This is a genomic window from Ralstonia edaphi (assembly GCF_958350185.1).
Lineage (GTDB): Bacteria > Pseudomonadota > Gammaproteobacteria > Burkholderiales > Burkholderiaceae > Ralstonia > Ralstonia edaphi.
Window position 1 is genome coordinate 1 of record NZ_CATWHI010000013.1, and the last position, 15,080, is coordinate 15,080.

A 15,080-nucleotide genomic window follows, 5' to 3' on the forward strand; every position below is an offset into this window, starting at 1 on the left:
AAATATCGCTCGCCACGCGAGTTCAGGCGCAGGACAGAATCATCAACTCAAGTGTGAGGCGGTGTCCGGAGATACGGGGGCAAATCCAGTGTAGTTGGCTGCGACGGTGCTGGCGACGGTAGAGAGCGCAACGTCTGCGGGGGCCGCATCAGCATCTCGGGTATCTGGATTTGGCACGGTGCCGGCGGCTGCGGCGTCGTGCAGGCGCACAAAGCCGCGAGGGACAACGCAGGCAGCGTCAGCTTGAACGGGGACATAGCGCGGGACTTCCTTGATGATGGTGTCGCCCTTGAGGCGGATGACACGCTCGCGGTCGACGTACTGCGTGACCGTCACGGTGGCGGCCTTGGCGTTGTCGAGCTGCTTGCGCAGGGTGGCTGCGGTGGTCTCGGCCTGGTGGGCGCGCTGGACTGCGGCGTTGTAGCTGGCGGTGGCCCACCAGGTGAGGCCTGCGGCGATGGCGAGCAGCGCGAGGAGGGTGGCGGCGCGCTTCATGCCGCGACCTCTTCTTCTGCCTGGTAGCGGTCAAACGCGCGGGCGAGCTTGACGTCGTAGAGGTTGGCTTCGTAGGCGGGGCCGTTGTACAGCTTGGCGAAGGTGGGCCACTTGCGGGCGCGCAGCGCTTTGAGCAGGGTAGGGTCGGCCTTGACGAAGCGCACGAAGGCATCGAGCTGTGCGGCTTCGCTGGTGCGCATGGAGGCGACGAAGTGCTGCACGCTGGGGTAGTCGAGCAGGTTCCAGTGAAACCCCATGATCTGGAAGGCGCCCCAACTGGCCGAGGCGAGGGCACAGTCTTCGTCGATCTGGATGGCGCGGGCCAGGCGCATGTGCTCGCCGGCGTTGCCGACGTAGCCGCCGCGCTTGGGGTTGACCAGGTTGGGGAACTGGCGCGCCAGGGCGTCGGCGTCTTTGCCGGCGCGTGCGAGCTGGCGATGCATGATGTGCCGCTCGAACAGGATGACGGGCCGGCCGTCTGGCAGGAAGCCGTTGCCAAGGCTTTCGACCTCGTTGACGGCGCGGATGGCGGCCAGGGGCACGTCGAGCGTTTCAGCAGCGGCCTGCAGGTCGGCGGCGGTCAGGTGGCGGATGTTGCGCGCGCCGGACTGCAGCGCGGCCATGGTCTTGGGGCCGGCAATGCCGTCGACGACCAGGCCGAAGCGGATCTGTGCCACGCGCACGGCGGCGGCTGTGTCTGCGCAGTAGACGGCGGTGTCCGGGGCAGTGAAGCCGTTGGCGGTGAGCAGCCGCTGCAGCTCCAGCACGGCAGCGCCGACCATGCCTTCTCGCAGGATGGTCATGCGGACCTCCGCAGGATGCGAACAAACCACCCCTGACGCGCACCGCCCATGCGGAACAGCTCGACCACGTTGCCGCGCACGGCGTAGACGGCGATGCAGAGCACGGCGGTGATGCCGTTCTGCGCGGCCAGCGCCCAGTCATACCGGCCGAACAACACGCTGATGGTGACGGCGCCGGCGAGCACGACCAGGCCGTACGCCAGGCGTGACGCCCAAGGCCGGTGCGCAGCGCCGTCGCGCTTGAAGAGCAGCAGGCGCAGAGCGATGAGCGCACACAACGCGGCTTGCACGATGAAGAGCGTTTTCATGGTTGCTTGCCTCCCTTGTCTGCGCCGCCCTTGAGCGAGGCGAAGAGGCAGTCGCTGTTGTCCGCCAGGCGGATGAGGGCCAGGAGCAGCTTGACCACGACGGTGGAGGCGACCAGCGCGCCCACGGCGTGGCTGACTTCGGTGTTGGTGGGCAGGGCTTTGGCGATGAGCGCGGCAGCGAGCGGCGCGGACAGCAGCCCTGCGACGACGGACGCGGCCAGGAAGCCGAGCTTTTTGACGGTGCCAAGCTCGCCGCTGTTGAGCACGAAGACGGCGGCGCCGGCGAAGGCGCCCAGCACGGTGCCGGGGTCGACGCCTGGCACCAAGGACAACGCGCCCACGCCCGTGACGGCGAGGGTGGCGGTGGAGCCGGTGGAGATGGGTTCAGCCATTGGGTTCCTTGTGGTCAGTCCCAGAGCTGGACCATTTGCATGGCCGGCTGCGGGGAGATGTCGGGCATGACCAGCTCGGTGCCGTGCGGCAGCACGGGGCCAAGGTCGGCAATGCCCGGGTTGGCGGCGAGGACGGCCTCTGTGACGCCTGCCGTGCGGCCGTAGACGCGGTGGCAGATGGCGTCGACGGTGTCGCCCTGGATGGCCCGTACGCGCATCAGATGAGCTCGACGGTGGTGCGGGCGGCGCCCTGGATGTCGCTGATGGCCCAGCGGGCGTCACGGCGCAGATCATCGACGCCAAGGTTTTCCGCTTCGGCCTTGCGGTCGCCGGCGGCGGTGGCGTCGATGGTGCGGTAGCGCTCGATGAGCCAGGCGGCGGCCAGGCAGTGGACGGCGCGCTCGTAGCGGTGAAGGTGAGCGCTGCGGCCGTCGATCTTGGACGCCGGCACTTCGGCCAGCGTGTTGCGACCAAAGGAGACCTGCGCGATCTTCCAGGGCTGCAGCTCGTCATTGACGGAAATGACCGCCTCGACCAACGCGGCGCGCATGCGCTGCTGCGTGACGGTGCCGTCCAGGCGCATGGCGGCGTAGGCCTGGTCGACGTCGATATCGGGGAAGAAGCCGTCGTTGCCGATCGGCTCCCCGCCGGGTTGTGCCTGCGCGGGCAGGGATGCGGCTGCGATGAAGGAGGACATGGGTTCAGTGGGCTGGGAGGCGGTGGACGGGGCGAGGCTTCGCGGCACGCCGGAAGACTGCCCCGTGCCGCCTGATGCGCGGGGTCACGCTCGGTGTCAGCTCTTCCCGTCGCCGGGCTTGGCTGCGTTCTTGATCTCGCGCTCGATGCGCTCGATGTCTTTTTTCACGCCGGATTTGTCGTGCAGCTCCAGCGCGCGGCGCAGGTGCGCGAGGGCTTCTTCGCGGCACGCGTTGGCGGTGGCCTGGTCGTGTCCGGTCGCCATCTCTGCAATGACGTAGCCGAGCGCCTTGTGCAGCTTGGCGCGGACTTCATCGGGCATGTCCTGGTCGCGCACGAGCTTTTCCACTTCCACCAAGGCCTCAACGTCGGCCGATTTGATGGCGGCGGGGTCTTTCAAGACCATGTTGGCGAACTCTTCTGCGATGAGGCAGGCGGTGGTGCGCTGGTACTGGTCGGGCATCGCCAGCTTGTGGCGGATGGCGTAGTCGGCCAGGGGCAGGGCGCCGGCGAAATCGCCCACGTCGATGCGCCAGACGAGCACGGTCATGAAGATGTCGTCTTGCGTGCCGCTGTCGGCCTGCAGGACGCCTTCCACCCAGGCCGCGTACTCGGGGAGCATGCGGCGTTTGGTGTCAGCCTTGCGCTCGACGGACTGCACCTGCTTGAGCTGGCGCTTGTGCTCGGCGAGCTGCGCGAGCATGAGCTCGTAGCCGTTGGCGTGGCGTAGCGGGTTGGCTTCCTGCTCGGCCTGCGCCGCGAGGGCGGCGGAGACCCGCAGGAAGTGCTTGCGGGCGGGGCTGCTCACTTTTCCTCCGCCTTGGTTTTCTCTTCCACGACGGAGATGTTCTCCGCCATCGCCAGGCAGCCGAGGTCTTCGACGACATAGGCGTCGTTGCTCGACTCATAGTTCTCGATGCGGTCACGCTTGGCGTTGTCGACGATGGTGCGGCGGCGGCTGCCTTCCTGGTAGTAGATCGACAGATTGTCCAGGCGCGTGACGAGCAGGCCGTTGGGCGGGAAGTAGGGCACTCGAACCGCAGGCAGGTTGCCGATGCGTTTCTGGCTGATGATCATGTCGACCGCCATCATGTCGGTCGGGCGATGGTTGGTATTGACGATGGGGAAGTACTTGTCGGCCAGTAGTTGCCGGCCGCAGACGACGACCAGCTCCGGGTCTTCCGCGTACCACGGCTCGATAAGCTGGCCGACCAGATCGAATACCAGCGCGTCCAGGTTTTCGTATCCGGCGCCGCTGCCGCCGACCACGATCTTGTCAGCGTGCTTCTCGTCGTGCGCCATGATTCGTTGCGGCGCCTGCTCGCGGATTTGCTGCAGCCAGCCTTTGTTCACGTCTTGAAGCAACGGGTTCGCAACGATGTTGGAGGTGGCGGCCCGCTTGATGCCGTTGAAGCCGATCATCATGCGGTCCAGCGCCTGGCGTTTGATGATGGTGTCGCGGATGCGCGTCTGGAAGTCTTTGAATTTCGCCCAGACGTCCAGTTTTTGATACGTGATGTGCGTATCGGAGTTGGTTTGCTCGCAGCGGTAGCGGCGTGCATCGAGCGTGGAGATATCCACGGTCTGGCGGTCCTGCTTGGTCGTGTCGGTCGTGCTGGCGACCGGGCCGGAGACGCCCAGGCCAACCTTTTCTCCCTCCAGTTCGGCAACGCCGTAGATGTTCACCTTGGACAGGAATTGGCTGGATTCTTGAATCTTCGTTTCCAAGCGCTGCTGAACTGTCGGGTCGACAGAGAACTTGGTGTCAACGCGATCAACGCCGTTCAGTTTGGCGACTTCGGCTGCATAGGCTTCGTAGAGGCGGCGGGTATCGTTACGCATGTGGTGCTCCGGGTGTTTGTCGGGGTTGTGCGGCGTCGGCCGGGTCAGCAGTCGGTCTTGATGTCGGCGGTGCCGTCGCCGCCGGTGGCGGGCGGCCGGGCGCTGAAGGCGGGCGTGGTTTCCAGCCCGTGCTTGAGCGTGTTGAAGGCCTTGTCACGTTCGTCGGCTTGGGCCTTGAACTCGGCCAACTGGTTGTTGATCGTGTTGAGGCCTGCGGTGAACTGGTCGCCCAGCGACTGCACTTGCGTGGCGATGATCTGCACGGCGTCCTGCACATCGGAGAAGCGGGCGTCGTTGCCGGTCTCGGCTTTGGCCTGGCGCGAGAACAGGCGCTTGATGCTGTCGGCGAAACCTGCGGTGGCGCCGGGCTGCTCGGGGGTGAAGTCGAGGTCGACTTCCACGGCTTCAGTGAAGAGGTTGTCAGGGTCTTGCTTGCGCGCGGCGAGCGGGTTGACCTTGGCGGTGGCGCTGAACTGCAGGACTTCGCAGCCCAGGCTTGCGGGGTTGTCGGTGACAGCGAGGCCGACCAGGTAGGCCTCTTTGGTGTCGGCGAAGCTTGGCTGCACTTCCATCGACGAAAAAATCTTCTGGCGTGCCTTGGTGAGAGCGACCAGCTCGTCGGTGGGGTCGAGCTGCGCGTACAGGCCCATCTTGCCGTCTTGCTCTTCCGCTTTCAGTGCGATGACATCGCCGTACGCCTTGAAGGGGCCGGCTGGCGAGTAGCCGCGGATGTGCTCCATGTTGATGCGCGCGGAGTACGTCTTCGGGTCGTAGTTCTTCGCCATCTGCACGAGCATGTTGCGATCAATGACGCGGCCGTCGCTGGTGGCGCCTTCGGTGGCGATGCGGAAGAACTTGTTGGCCTTGGTGCCCATGTTGTCCTCGGTGGTCGGTGGTCGGTGGTTCGTTGGTGCTGTCATCTTCAGCGCCGTGCATCGCGCGGGCAACGCGTTGGTGTTGTGCGAACCGGCGCCACAACAGGCGGCGCGTGGCACGCGCGCGCGCGGCCGGTAGCGTTGCGGCATGACTACGTTGCCGCCTATCGCTTCTCTCTCAATCGACCCGGAAATGGACCCGCGCCGCGTTGCGCGCTCGCTCTACTGGCAGGGCTACCGCGTTGCGCGCATCGCGGAAATGCTCAAGGTGAAGCCGGTGACGGTGCACAGTTGGAAGCGCCGCGATGCGTGGGCCGACACGACGCCGGATGAGCGTGTGGCGCTGACGATTGAAGAGCGCTTGATGCGCCTGGTGACGAAGGAGCAGAAGGAAGGGCGGGACTTCAAAGAGATCGATCTGCTGAACCGCCAGCTCAACAACGTCGCGCGGCGCGAGCGGTACCGCGATGGCGGCAACGAGACGGACCTCAACCCGAAGGTGGCGAACCGCAACGCAGGGCCGCGCAAGAAGGCGGAGCGCAACGCGATGAGCCCGGAAGAGCAAGCCCAGTTGCAGGAGGCATTCCGCGATTCACTGTTTGGGTATCAGGAGGTGTGGCACCGCGCGGGCAAGGCAGAGCGGATTCGCAACATCCTGAAATCGCGCCAGATTGGGGCGACCTGGTATTTCGCGCGTGAGGCGCTGATTGATGCGCTGACGACGGGGCGTAATCAGATTTTCCTGTCGGCCAGCAAGGCGCAGGCGCACGTGTTCAAGCAGTACATGGTGCAGTTTGCGAAGGACGCGGCCGGCGTTGAGCTGAAGGGCGATCCCATCGTGCTGCCGAACGGCGCGACGCTGTACTTCCTGGGTACGAACGCGCGCACGGCGCAGAGCTATCACGGCAACCTGTATTTCGATGAATACTTCTGGGTGCCGCGCTTCCAGGAGCTGCGCAAGGTCGCCTCTGGGATGGCGATCCACAAGCATTGGAGGCAGACGTATTTCTCGACGCCTTCCAGCCTGGCGCATGACGCGTATCCCTTCTGGTCGGGTGCGCTGTTCAACCGGGGGAAGGCGAAGGACAGGCAGGTCAAGATTGACGTGAGCCATGCGGCGCTGCGCGATGGCTTGCGCTGCGCGGATGGGCAGTGGCGGCAGATCGTGACGGTGGAGGATGCGCTGCGCGGTGGCTGCAACCTGTTCGACCTGGACCAACTGCGCCTGGAGTACAGCGAGCCCGACTACGCCAACCTGCTGATGTGTCAGTTTGTGGATGACACGGCGTCGGTGTTTCCGCTGTCGATGCTGATGCGCGGGATGGTGGATAGCTGGGAGGAGTGGACCGACTTCCGGGCGTATGCGCCGCGTCCGTTTGGCGCGCGCGAGGTGTGGCTCGGGTATGACCCCAATGGGGGCGGGCCGACTGGCGACAGCGCCGCCATTGTGGTGCTGGCGCCGCCGGCGGTGCCCGATGGCAAGTTCCGCGTGCTGGAGAAACACCAGTTCAAGGGGATCGATTTTGAGGAGCAGGCGAACGCCATCCTCCGCGTGTGCAACCGCTACAACGTTGCCTTCATCGGGATCGACCGGACGGGTGTGGGCGATGCCGTCTACCAGCTCGTGACGAAGGCCAGGCCGGATGCCCATGGCTTCTCGTATTCCGTGGATGTGAAGACGAACTTGGTGCTGAAGGCGTACGACGTCGTCAGCAAGGGCCGGCTGGAGTTCGACGCCGGCTGGACGGACTTCGCCGCGTCGTTCATGTCGATCAAGAAAACCGTTACTGCCTCCGGCGCGCGCGTCACCTACCAGGCGGGGCGCTCGGAGGAAACCAGCCATGCCGATCTGGCGTGGGCCTGCATGCATGCGCTTTCGTACGAACCACTCGAAGGCGCGACCTCGACCAATACCAGCTTTATGGAGTTCTTATGAGCCGCAAGAAGAATCGGCGCGCCACTGGCACCGCGACGGCCGCCGCGCCCCTCAATGACCAAGCGGCCCGCCCTGAGGTCTTTTCGTTTGGCGATCCGATGGAGGTGCTCGACCGGCGTGAACTGCTCGACTATCTGGAGTGCATGCGGATGGGCAAGTGGTTTGAGCCGCCGCTACCGTGGGATGGGTTGGCGAAGTCGTTCCGAGCTGCTGCGCATCACAGCTCGGCGATCTATGTGAAGCGCAACATCTTGGTGAGCACGTTCATTCCGCATCCGCTTTTCCCGCGCGCGGCATTCGAGCGATTTGTGCTCGATTGGCAGGTGTTTGGCAATGCGTATCTGGAGAACCGGTTGAGCTGGGCGGGCTCCAGCATGGGCCTGGCGCCCGCGATGGCGAAGTACATGCGGCGGGGTGTCGATCTGTCGACGTACTACTTTGTGCAGGGCGCAGGCGAGCCGCATGAGTTCGCGCGTGGCACCGTGTTTCATCTGCAGGAGCCAGACATCAACCAGGAGGTGTATGGGTTGCCGGAATACCTGTCGTCGCTCAACGCGACCTGGTTGAACGAGTCGGCCACGCTGTTCCGCCGGAAGTATTACAAGAACGGCTCACACGCGGGCTTCATCCTGTACATGACCGACGAGGCGCAAAAGATGGAGGATGTGAAGGCGCTGCGCGACGCGATCGCGTCGTCGAAGGGGCCGGGCAATTTCCGCAACGTGTTCATGTATGCGCCGAAGGGGAAGAAGGACGGGATTCAGCTTCTGCCTGTTTCGGAGGTGGCGGCGAAGGACGAGTTCTGGAACATCAAGAGCGTGACGCGCGATGACCAGCTCGCGGCGCATCGCGTGCCACCTCAGCTCATGGGGATCATTCCGTCGAACACCGGGGGCTTTGGTGACGTGGAGAAGGCGGCGCTGGTGTTCGCTCGGAATGAGGTTAAGCCGCTGCAGGATCGGCTGTTGGCGATTAATGAGTGGGTGGGGGAGGAGGTGGTGAGGTTCGCACCCTACACGCTGGGCGGGGATGAGCCCGCCGCTGCGTGAATCGAGTAATTGCCTACGATTGGCGAATCCGCTCGATTATTTGTTCTGGCTGTGCAATCAAGAACGGTTCGCCGAGCGTCTCGACCATGCTCTCATGCAGATGCTCTTTAGTGTCCTCTCTGCCAATCACGAGCGAGTTCTCGCCCGGCCAATAGAGCGCGGAGTGCGTCGCTTGAAGAATCATCAGCAATGACTCATAGAACCGAATATTGCCTGCGGGGCCTGCAGCCATGAATCCGTCAGTCCGCTCACCTGCCGCGTCCACCGAGATATACAGGTCCGAACTGTCCTGTGCGATCAGGGGGTATTCACGCCCGTCCATAACGACGGTTTTCGGCATGTCGGGAGGCTGCTCTGTTTCGTACTCCACTCGCCAGAATAGAGAGCCGTCTGTATTAACCGTCCGAAGCTTGATCGCGGCGCCGAACGCCGACTCCAACAAGGACATCGGGATTAGTTTAGCTGGCTCGCCACGGTCATAGCTGTTGAGGAAAACTTCAAAGCCCATGGTCACAGGTCCGCGTAGCGAGGAAGCAGATCTTGATCCACCAGGCGGACCTCGATTTTGTTTGCGATCTTGACGTGCTCGGGGTTGTCGGATGAGAACGGTTCGTCGGCCACGCTCACGATGATGGTGCCGGTCTGCTTCTTTTTCTCACCAAGCACCGGGATGAGCGCACCGGCCTCGGGCACGTTCTGCGGGGTCAAAACTTGCGGGAGGTACAGCATCCAGCCGACGCCAGGTCGATCAGGAAAGACTTGCTGCATGGCGCTGTACTTGTATGGATGGACCTCAAGCGTCATCGCAGGCCAAATTTCAAGGAGGCTCAGGACAAGTGGTAGAACAAGCTCCTTGTTGCTGAAGGACTCTATGCGTTTGGCGCTGAGCTCGAACGTACAACGGAGCGGTTTTGCTGCCGTGGTGAGTGAACTCTTGAAGAGGGCTCCGCCGGTGCCCTCGGTGCCATTCCACACGGCTGCCTCGCGCCATCCTGGCATCTCCTTTTCCTGATTCTCGGCCTTCAGGATGGACAGAGCTGCTGGAGTTGGCCCCGTGTCATCGAACGCCCGGTTAAGGAGAGAGTGTTCCGGGGTGTCGGCAGGCGGGTACCAACCGTGAAGCGGGAGGCCAAACGGCACGAGCAACTTGGCGACTCGCCAGAGGTCTTGGAGTTGCTGTGACTCGGTTGGCAGCACTTGCTGGTCGAGACGGAACGTTGACGTGATTTCCATGGTTACGGCTCAAGGAGAGTCGCAGCTACTACGCCCTCGCGGGCGAAGCGCCGCGTAAAGTAGCGATACGACAGGGGTTGCATGAAATACCAATTCAAGCGGGTCGGCGAGTTGGCAACCACGATGGCGGTTTGCGCCTGAGCTTGCCGAACGATCTTGCGGTCGCCGCCACTGACGCGGAAGAAGAACTTCGGTTCGCCGTCTTCCGGGTCAAAGAACTGGTCGTAGAGCCCCTTTGCTTCCTGCAGTAGGCATTGCGACGAGCGGAAGCCGTCGAAGTCCACACCACCAAAATTCCACTCAGTGTACGGCGCAAAGCCGGTGATGCGGGCCTGGTAGGCGCGCGACACGTCAGACATGTTCCACCTGCGTGTCACCAGTGTTCCCTTGTCAGGTGGGCACTCTTTGCATTTCTCTTTTGTCTTGGTTTGTGCCTCTGTCTGTGCGATGGGCGCAGTTCGAGCACCGTCCGCTTCTTCTTTGCGCTTGCGCACCTGGTCAATGGCGGCACCACCGGCGACCGTGACGCCTAGAGCGATCAAGAGGCGGCCCAGCGCCGCCTCAATGAGTACGGGTGCGGCCGCGACCATCAGAGACCTCCTTCCAGTTTCTTTTGCAACACTGCATCCAAGTCATCTAACCGCTGCTCAGGCGTCGCTCCGGGCTTGCGCAGATACTCTTCAATAACGGGATCGACGACCAGCGTCGGTGCGTCTGCTGTCATGTACATGAGCCACACGATATGCGGGGTAGAGGTGAAGCTGATGCGTTCAGCGTAGTCGTGCGCCGCTTGCATACGCCCGAGAATCACTTCGCGCCCAGGCGCCTGCAGCAGCTCGGGCCGCTTTGCCAGAAACTGGTCGCACACCGTAGCGACGAACTGGTTGGCCTCGCAGGCCTGCAGTGCCTGCCACTGGCGCGCGTCAAGCCTCAGCATGTTTTCTCCCGATGTGAACGCGGTGGCCGTCGCGCAGTAGATGCCATTCGTGGATGTGGGCGAAGAAGGTCTCGCGCTGCTTCGGGTCGAGTACGTTGGCCAGGCTGGCGAGCACGCGCGGATCCCAGAAGCGAAGAAGAGCGACGCGGCCGTCCGGTATGCGCACGTCCAGGTGGAGCCGTAGCAGTTGCGCGAGGCCGTGCAAGTCGGCTTCGGTGATCAGCCATGTCACGGATGGGGCTTCGCGTTCCAGGCCTGCCAGGTCGTTTGCAATGGCATCGCCGGCCTCTTCGATGTCGACCAGCCAGGGTCCTGCGTGGGCCAGTGGTCCATCCGCCGTGCCGCGAAAGAGTGAGGCGAAGCCAGGTCGGTCGTCCAACCGTTCGCCGCGATGGTTCTCGTACTGGACGCCATCAACGAGCGCGTACAGGCGGAGGGCGGGGAAGGCTGCCCGCAGCTCAGTCAATCGCTCGGCCACATCAAGCGCCATGGTCAGCTCCGAACGACAGTCGAGCTACCGCTCGCAGCGGCTTTGATGAGGCACGACAGGCAGACGCCAGAGGTTGTCGGTGCGGCGATAGCAGCGGTCTGCGCTGCCATTGCACCGGCTGGACTGCTGCTACCGGAAACCATCTCCGTTGCGAGGCCAGTCGCCTGGCTCGCAAGCAGGTTGGCGCCGCATGCAGTCTTGTCCATGTGGCGGGCATAGGTGTTGCCGCCGGCGTCGACGACGATGCCGTTGCCTTTGAGTATTGGGAAGGTTCCCTTGCATTTCGGACACACTGTCATGTCGCCAGAGCGGGCAATGGGCTTGCCTTGCATGGTGGACGTCATGTCGCCGGTGATGACGGTGCCGCCGTGGGTGGTTTTGTCGCCCACGACGATGAAGGGCTGCTGACCTGAGGGCACGGGATTCCTCCAGTTACTGCGCTTTGCCTGACGCCCCAAGCGGGGCGGCGCCATGCTAGCGAGCTTTGCGGGGCACCGGTGCTGAAAAGATTTGAAATCTGATTTGAGGGTGGCGCAGGGCTGCGTCACATGGATGTCGCTTTGCGGTGGCCGTAGCACGGCTGCAGTTTGTCATCCAAGATGGCATCCAAGGCATCCAAGTCGCGCGGTTCGCGATTCAGCCACGCATCGATGTTCTCGGGCTTGATGGGGGCCGGCAGCGATCATGGGCGAGGCCATGATAGATCAGCGGCGTGCTTTGGTGAGTCGCTTTAGGAGAACGATCTCGGCGCTGCTCCATTCAAGCTCGGCCGCAGAAGGATGGCTGTTCAGCATGGCCAGGAGCATTTTGAACCGGCGGTCAAACGGGGGATCGATCTCGATGTTCTCTAACCACGCGGTCACGTACCGGGCGTAGTCGATCGTGCTGCGGAGATACCAGATCTCCCAGATCAAGCGCCTTACGTCTGGGCATTTGTTCCGCTCCCATATCGCGCGAATCTCTTCGACCTTCAATCGGGGCGGAGGGGGCGGGGCGCTTTTTGGCGGATTGCAGGCGATGCCCTTTCCCTGCATTGGATAGCCGCTGCCGCGATCCTCGCGTGTGGCTTCGACCGGCTCCCATTTCTCCGCCCTGAAGTGTGTCGAAGCGCTGGGCGCAAAAAACTGCTCGGCCGCCTCCGCGCTCATGTGGTGCCGGGTCATTTTCCAGCGACCAGTCTTGGCGTCTAGGTAGCGGTATTTGTGGACGATGTGCGGGGGTGCGGGCGATTCCATGGCTGCAAATACTGTATGGATATACAGTATCCGAGGCACGATCCTACGAGTCAACGTAGACAATGCAGACGTGGATGGAGAGGCGCCTGGGAGAGCGCAGAAGCGCTTTTTTGCGCACTGGCGGCCGGGCGTTATCCCGTCGGTGATCGGGCCGCCGCGCGCGCTTTACGGGGGCTGACGGGGCATGCAGTGGCGGGGAGCGGGGGAGGGCGAAGAGCCGGCAGGCTGGTGTGGCGACCCGGCGCGCGCCGTTGGGACCCCGCCTCACCCGCTCGCTTCATTGAGCCATTTTTATGCAGGTGCATAAAGGTCCCGAACCCGCTGGTTGAATGATGCGGTACGAAGGCTGGGAGCCAAGCCGGCCTATGCGGAATTATGCGGCTAGATATATGAAACGGGTCTGAAGGCCGTTGATTGTCGCTGGTGACAGAAGATGCTGCAGTGGAAATGGCGGATCAGCCCGAAACGAACCTGTATGTCGGCCGTAACCAGCGACTGCAAATAGATGGGGCGGCGAAAGCTGCGGAACGAATCCTGTGACCAGCTAGCCCGCCCCCTTAGACGGGGCGCCACACATCTGCGACGCGTGACAAATTATAACATCCCGTGACGAAAAAGGGTGATTTTCAGGGTTGTGCGTCCCTCAACTCGAGGGTGTTCGGGTCGACTCGGTCCGCGTCGAACATCAGCACATTTCCATCTGCATCGTAGACGACGCCATCTGTTTGTCGATTGACGAGTCCCTCGTCGATCAGCATTTCGACTGCACTAAAGAGTTCGGTATGAGTGCAGTTTAAGGCGCTGCAGAGGTCCTTGTGCATACCCGGCTTCCAAGGTTGTTCGGGAAGTAGATCTTTAACTTTCAGAGCGAACTCAATATCCATACGTTTGCCGCCCCGCTCAACATTTTTGCGCTGCACGGCCCGGAGCGGGTCGGCGCCATTGACAATCCGTAGAACGTCTTTGATTCCGAATTGCTCGCCAATTTTTTTGAAAAATTTCGATATGCCCTGCTTATTGGTCCAATCGGCACCTGTCGCGATTGAATCATTTCTTATGTCCCATATCTCTTTGAATGCGTTTTCATTAATAGAATCAACGTCTAAATGAAGAAAATTGTTGACGCTAAAAGAAAATGTACCAAAATGTCGTGCTAGTGCGGATAAGGACAGGATATACCGATTGTTTTTCAGGAACCGCTCAGCCGAACCGCCACGTGCTGGCCTATTCGATTCCAAGAATTCGTCTGCTTTGCGTAGAACGCGCACGATTATTGGATATACCTCCAGGGGTGTCTTTTCCGAAAAAACTAGATCGTATGCTTCCTGTGGCCGTAAGTGTTTTTGCCGCAAATGGGTTGCTTGGTATGGTAGTTTCAATAAGAGTGCAACATATCCGGCAGCAAGGTATAGCGGGGAAACGATGTCGCCACTCGAATGCCCCTGGTTTGCGTAAAAATTCTTTCGTCGATCGTAATAAATTCCATGCCGATATAGAATTTCTTCTATGCTTCGCTGAATTCTGTCAGTCGCGTGAAGAGAAATCTGTTCCACGCTAGTCTGATTGTTCGTGGCCCGAACTATTGAGTCTCTAACGGAATCCTCTTTAGAAACGATAACTTTGACCATGACCGCTCGGTCTTCCATTTGTCTCGGCGCACCCCTGAAATATCGGTAAATCGACTCAGTTGTCTGAAGACCATTAACTATCTGGATATCTTGCATGTGAATGGAGTCTCCAATTACACTTGCGCCCGTGGCAAGGATGGTGACGCCGTTGTTTAGCCACCAAAAGTCCGGTGAATCGGCATTATCTAGGGTGATTTTTATGTCTTCGTTGACGCGATTTAATCCAACAAAGTCCCGTACATTTGACTCGAATAAATAGCGGCGAAGTGACCCTTCCTCATCAGAAATAAAATGGAAATAATCGCGAAGGTTTGCGAGGACCACATAAGTTTCGCCTCGGGAAAGCTCTTGGATGAACTTGAGTTCAAGCGAGTAGTTGGGGCGCTTACGATAAAGCTCTATGAGCTCCGCGGAACCCAAGAATCTAAAGGACGCTCCCGATTTTGTGAAAGACTCAGAGATAATCTTTTTTATCTGTTCTGCGCGTGAAGTTACCTCTTCTCCCATGTCCGTAGTATCTCCGCGTGATGCGTAGACAACGTCGACCTGCATTTTCGTAAGAGACGAGGCTAATTTCTGATATGCAAATCGGAGATTGTTCCTTTGGCTTATTAGGTCAGAATTGTATTTTAGACTGAGATCTTCGTTTTTTATGGAGAAATCAAATATCTCCAATAGTGACGCGGCCATCGAGTCTAGCGTTGCTAGCTTGAACGTCTCATGATGTTTGCACGATATAACGGAGACAAATAAATCCGCGCTTGTCTTTGGCCATGTAAATTGCTCGACCTCCTGAAGAAGGTGGCCATTGACAAATATATGAAATGCGTCGATCCCGCCATCGCCACGGCCGTCTACCCAGCCACTCTTCAATTCATCGGCGGATAGGTCCCAATTTTTGAGTATTTGCTCGATGGAAAAATACTCGAACACTTCGTCTCGCTTCTCAGACGGAATTTTCCGTGACAGACGGTCGTCTATAATTCCATCGATTAGGATGCTGTCGTTTTTTGCCATTTTCGTAATAGGCTATTTTGGTGAGCTATTGAAATGGTGAGATAGCTTGGATCGGCGGGGGGGGGGGGGGGGGGGGGGGGGGGGGGGGGGGGGGGGGGGGGGGGGGGGGGGGGGGGGGGGGGGGGGGGGGGGGGGGGGGGGGGG

The 15,080-nt window shown here is 61.1% G+C and carries 19 protein-coding genes and 1 pseudogene; 2 read left to right on the top strand and 18 right to left on the bottom strand.

The features are described 5' to 3' along the window. Nucleotides 1–42: 42 nt before the first annotated feature. The 9 genes from R2669_RS24645 to R2669_RS24685 all read right to left on the bottom strand — a co-directional run bounded on the left by R2669_RS24645 (nucleotide 43) and on the right by R2669_RS24685 (nucleotide 5,456). Nucleotides 43–495 (bottom strand): hypothetical protein, encoded by a 453-nt coding sequence (locus R2669_RS24645; protein WP_316902472.1) that lies wholly within the window; start codon nucleotides 493–495, stop codon nucleotides 43–45. Then, complete coding sequence (locus tag R2669_RS24650) at nucleotides 492–1,298, bottom strand: N-acetylmuramidase domain-containing protein (RefSeq protein ID WP_316902474.1); 807 nt, start codon at nucleotides 1,296–1,298, stop codon at nucleotides 492–494. Before R2669_RS24650 ends, R2669_RS24645 begins: the two co-directional genes overlap by 4 nt. Continuing rightward, nucleotides 1,295–1,606: a phage holin family protein gene (locus R2669_RS24655; RefSeq protein WP_316902476.1), complete on the bottom strand. Its 312-nt coding sequence runs from the start codon at nucleotides 1,604–1,606 to the stop codon at nucleotides 1,295–1,297. The genes R2669_RS24650 and R2669_RS24655 overlap by 4 nt, the downstream gene beginning before the upstream one ends. Continuing rightward, nucleotides 1,603–1,998 (bottom strand): putative holin, encoded by a 396-nt coding sequence (locus R2669_RS24660; RefSeq protein ID WP_316902478.1) that lies wholly within the window; start codon nucleotides 1,996–1,998, stop codon nucleotides 1,603–1,605. Before R2669_RS24660 ends, R2669_RS24655 begins: the two co-directional genes overlap by 4 nt. A 14-nt stretch (nucleotides 1,999–2,012) precedes the next feature. Further along, nucleotides 2,013–2,216: a tail protein X gene (locus R2669_RS24665; protein ID WP_027681354.1), complete on the bottom strand. Its 204-nt coding sequence runs from the start codon at nucleotides 2,214–2,216 to the stop codon at nucleotides 2,013–2,015. Beyond that, nucleotides 2,216–2,695: a head completion/stabilization protein gene (locus R2669_RS24670; RefSeq protein WP_316902479.1), complete on the bottom strand. Its 480-nt coding sequence runs from the start codon at nucleotides 2,693–2,695 to the stop codon at nucleotides 2,216–2,218. The genes R2669_RS24665 and R2669_RS24670 overlap by 1 nt, the downstream gene beginning before the upstream one ends. Nucleotides 2,696–2,791: 96 nt before the next feature. Beyond that, nucleotides 2,792–3,502 (bottom strand): phage terminase small subunit, encoded by a 711-nt coding sequence (locus tag R2669_RS24675; protein WP_316902480.1) that lies wholly within the window; start codon nucleotides 3,500–3,502, stop codon nucleotides 2,792–2,794. After that, on the bottom strand, nucleotides 3,499–4,536 hold the full coding sequence (locus R2669_RS24680) for a phage major capsid protein, P2 family (RefSeq protein ID WP_316902481.1): 1,038 nt from the start codon (nucleotides 4,534–4,536) through the stop codon (nucleotides 3,499–3,501). Before R2669_RS24680 ends, R2669_RS24675 begins: the two co-directional genes overlap by 4 nt. A gap of 44 nt (nucleotides 4,537–4,580) precedes the next feature. Next, the gene (locus tag R2669_RS24685) at nucleotides 4,581–5,456 is read right to left on the bottom strand and encodes a GPO family capsid scaffolding protein (protein ID WP_430708847.1); all 876 of its coding nucleotides are present in this window, start codon (nucleotides 5,454–5,456) and stop codon (nucleotides 4,581–4,583) included. Between the two features lie 103 nt (nucleotides 5,457–5,559). On the opposite strand from R2669_RS24685, the gene R2669_RS24690 reads away from it, so the two are divergent. Continuing rightward, a complete protein-coding gene (locus R2669_RS24690; protein ID WP_316902483.1) occupies nucleotides 5,560–7,347 on the top strand; it encodes a terminase ATPase subunit family protein in 1,788 nt (595 codons plus the stop codon). Continuing rightward, nucleotides 7,344–8,396, top strand: coding sequence for a phage portal protein (locus tag R2669_RS24695; protein ID WP_316902484.1), 1,053 nt, complete (start codon nucleotides 7,344–7,346; stop codon nucleotides 8,394–8,396). The genes R2669_RS24690 and R2669_RS24695 overlap by 4 nt, the downstream gene beginning before the upstream one ends. A gap of 13 nt (nucleotides 8,397–8,409) precedes the next feature. Here the strand turns inward: R2669_RS24695 and R2669_RS24700 are convergent, their stop codons facing one another. The 9 genes and pseudogenes from R2669_RS24700 to R2669_RS24735 form a co-directional block, all read right to left on the bottom strand. Then, complete coding sequence (locus R2669_RS24700) at nucleotides 8,410–8,904, bottom strand: hypothetical protein (RefSeq protein WP_316902485.1); 495 nt, start codon at nucleotides 8,902–8,904, stop codon at nucleotides 8,410–8,412. A gap of 2 nt (nucleotides 8,905–8,906) precedes the next feature. Then, the gene (locus R2669_RS24705) at nucleotides 8,907–9,629 is read right to left on the bottom strand and encodes an Imm52 family immunity protein (RefSeq protein ID WP_316902487.1); all 723 of its coding nucleotides are present in this window, start codon (nucleotides 9,627–9,629) and stop codon (nucleotides 8,907–8,909) included. A 2-nt stretch (nucleotides 9,630–9,631) separates the two neighbouring features. After that, entirely contained in the window at nucleotides 9,632–10,219 is a 588-nt protein-coding gene (locus tag R2669_RS24710; RefSeq protein WP_316902488.1) for a restriction endonuclease fold toxin 5 domain-containing protein, read from the bottom strand. Beyond that, entirely contained in the window at nucleotides 10,219–10,566 is a 348-nt protein-coding gene (locus R2669_RS24715; RefSeq protein WP_316902489.1) for a hypothetical protein, read from the bottom strand. Before R2669_RS24715 ends, R2669_RS24710 begins: the two co-directional genes overlap by 1 nt. Further along, nucleotides 10,553–11,056 (bottom strand): DUF4123 domain-containing protein, encoded by a 504-nt coding sequence (locus R2669_RS24720; RefSeq protein WP_316902491.1) that lies wholly within the window; start codon nucleotides 11,054–11,056, stop codon nucleotides 10,553–10,555. Before R2669_RS24720 ends, R2669_RS24715 begins: the two co-directional genes overlap by 14 nt. 2 nt (nucleotides 11,057–11,058) lie before the next feature. Beyond that, nucleotides 11,059–11,475, bottom strand: coding sequence for a PAAR domain-containing protein (locus tag R2669_RS24725; RefSeq protein WP_316902493.1), 417 nt, complete (start codon nucleotides 11,473–11,475; stop codon nucleotides 11,059–11,061). A gap of 125 nt (nucleotides 11,476–11,600) precedes the next feature. Next, a pseudogene (locus R2669_RS24855) lies at nucleotides 11,601–11,743 on the bottom strand (SOS response-associated peptidase family protein); the annotation flags it as partial. 17 nt (nucleotides 11,744–11,760) lie between these two features. Continuing rightward, nucleotides 11,761–12,291: a hypothetical protein gene (locus R2669_RS24730; protein ID WP_316902495.1), complete on the bottom strand. Its 531-nt coding sequence runs from the start codon at nucleotides 12,289–12,291 to the stop codon at nucleotides 11,761–11,763. A gap of 626 nt (nucleotides 12,292–12,917) precedes the next feature. After that, nucleotides 12,918–14,936: an AIPR family protein gene (locus tag R2669_RS24735; RefSeq protein ID WP_316902496.1), complete on the bottom strand. Its 2,019-nt coding sequence runs from the start codon at nucleotides 14,934–14,936 to the stop codon at nucleotides 12,918–12,920. Nucleotides 14,937–15,080 lie beyond the last annotated feature (144 nt).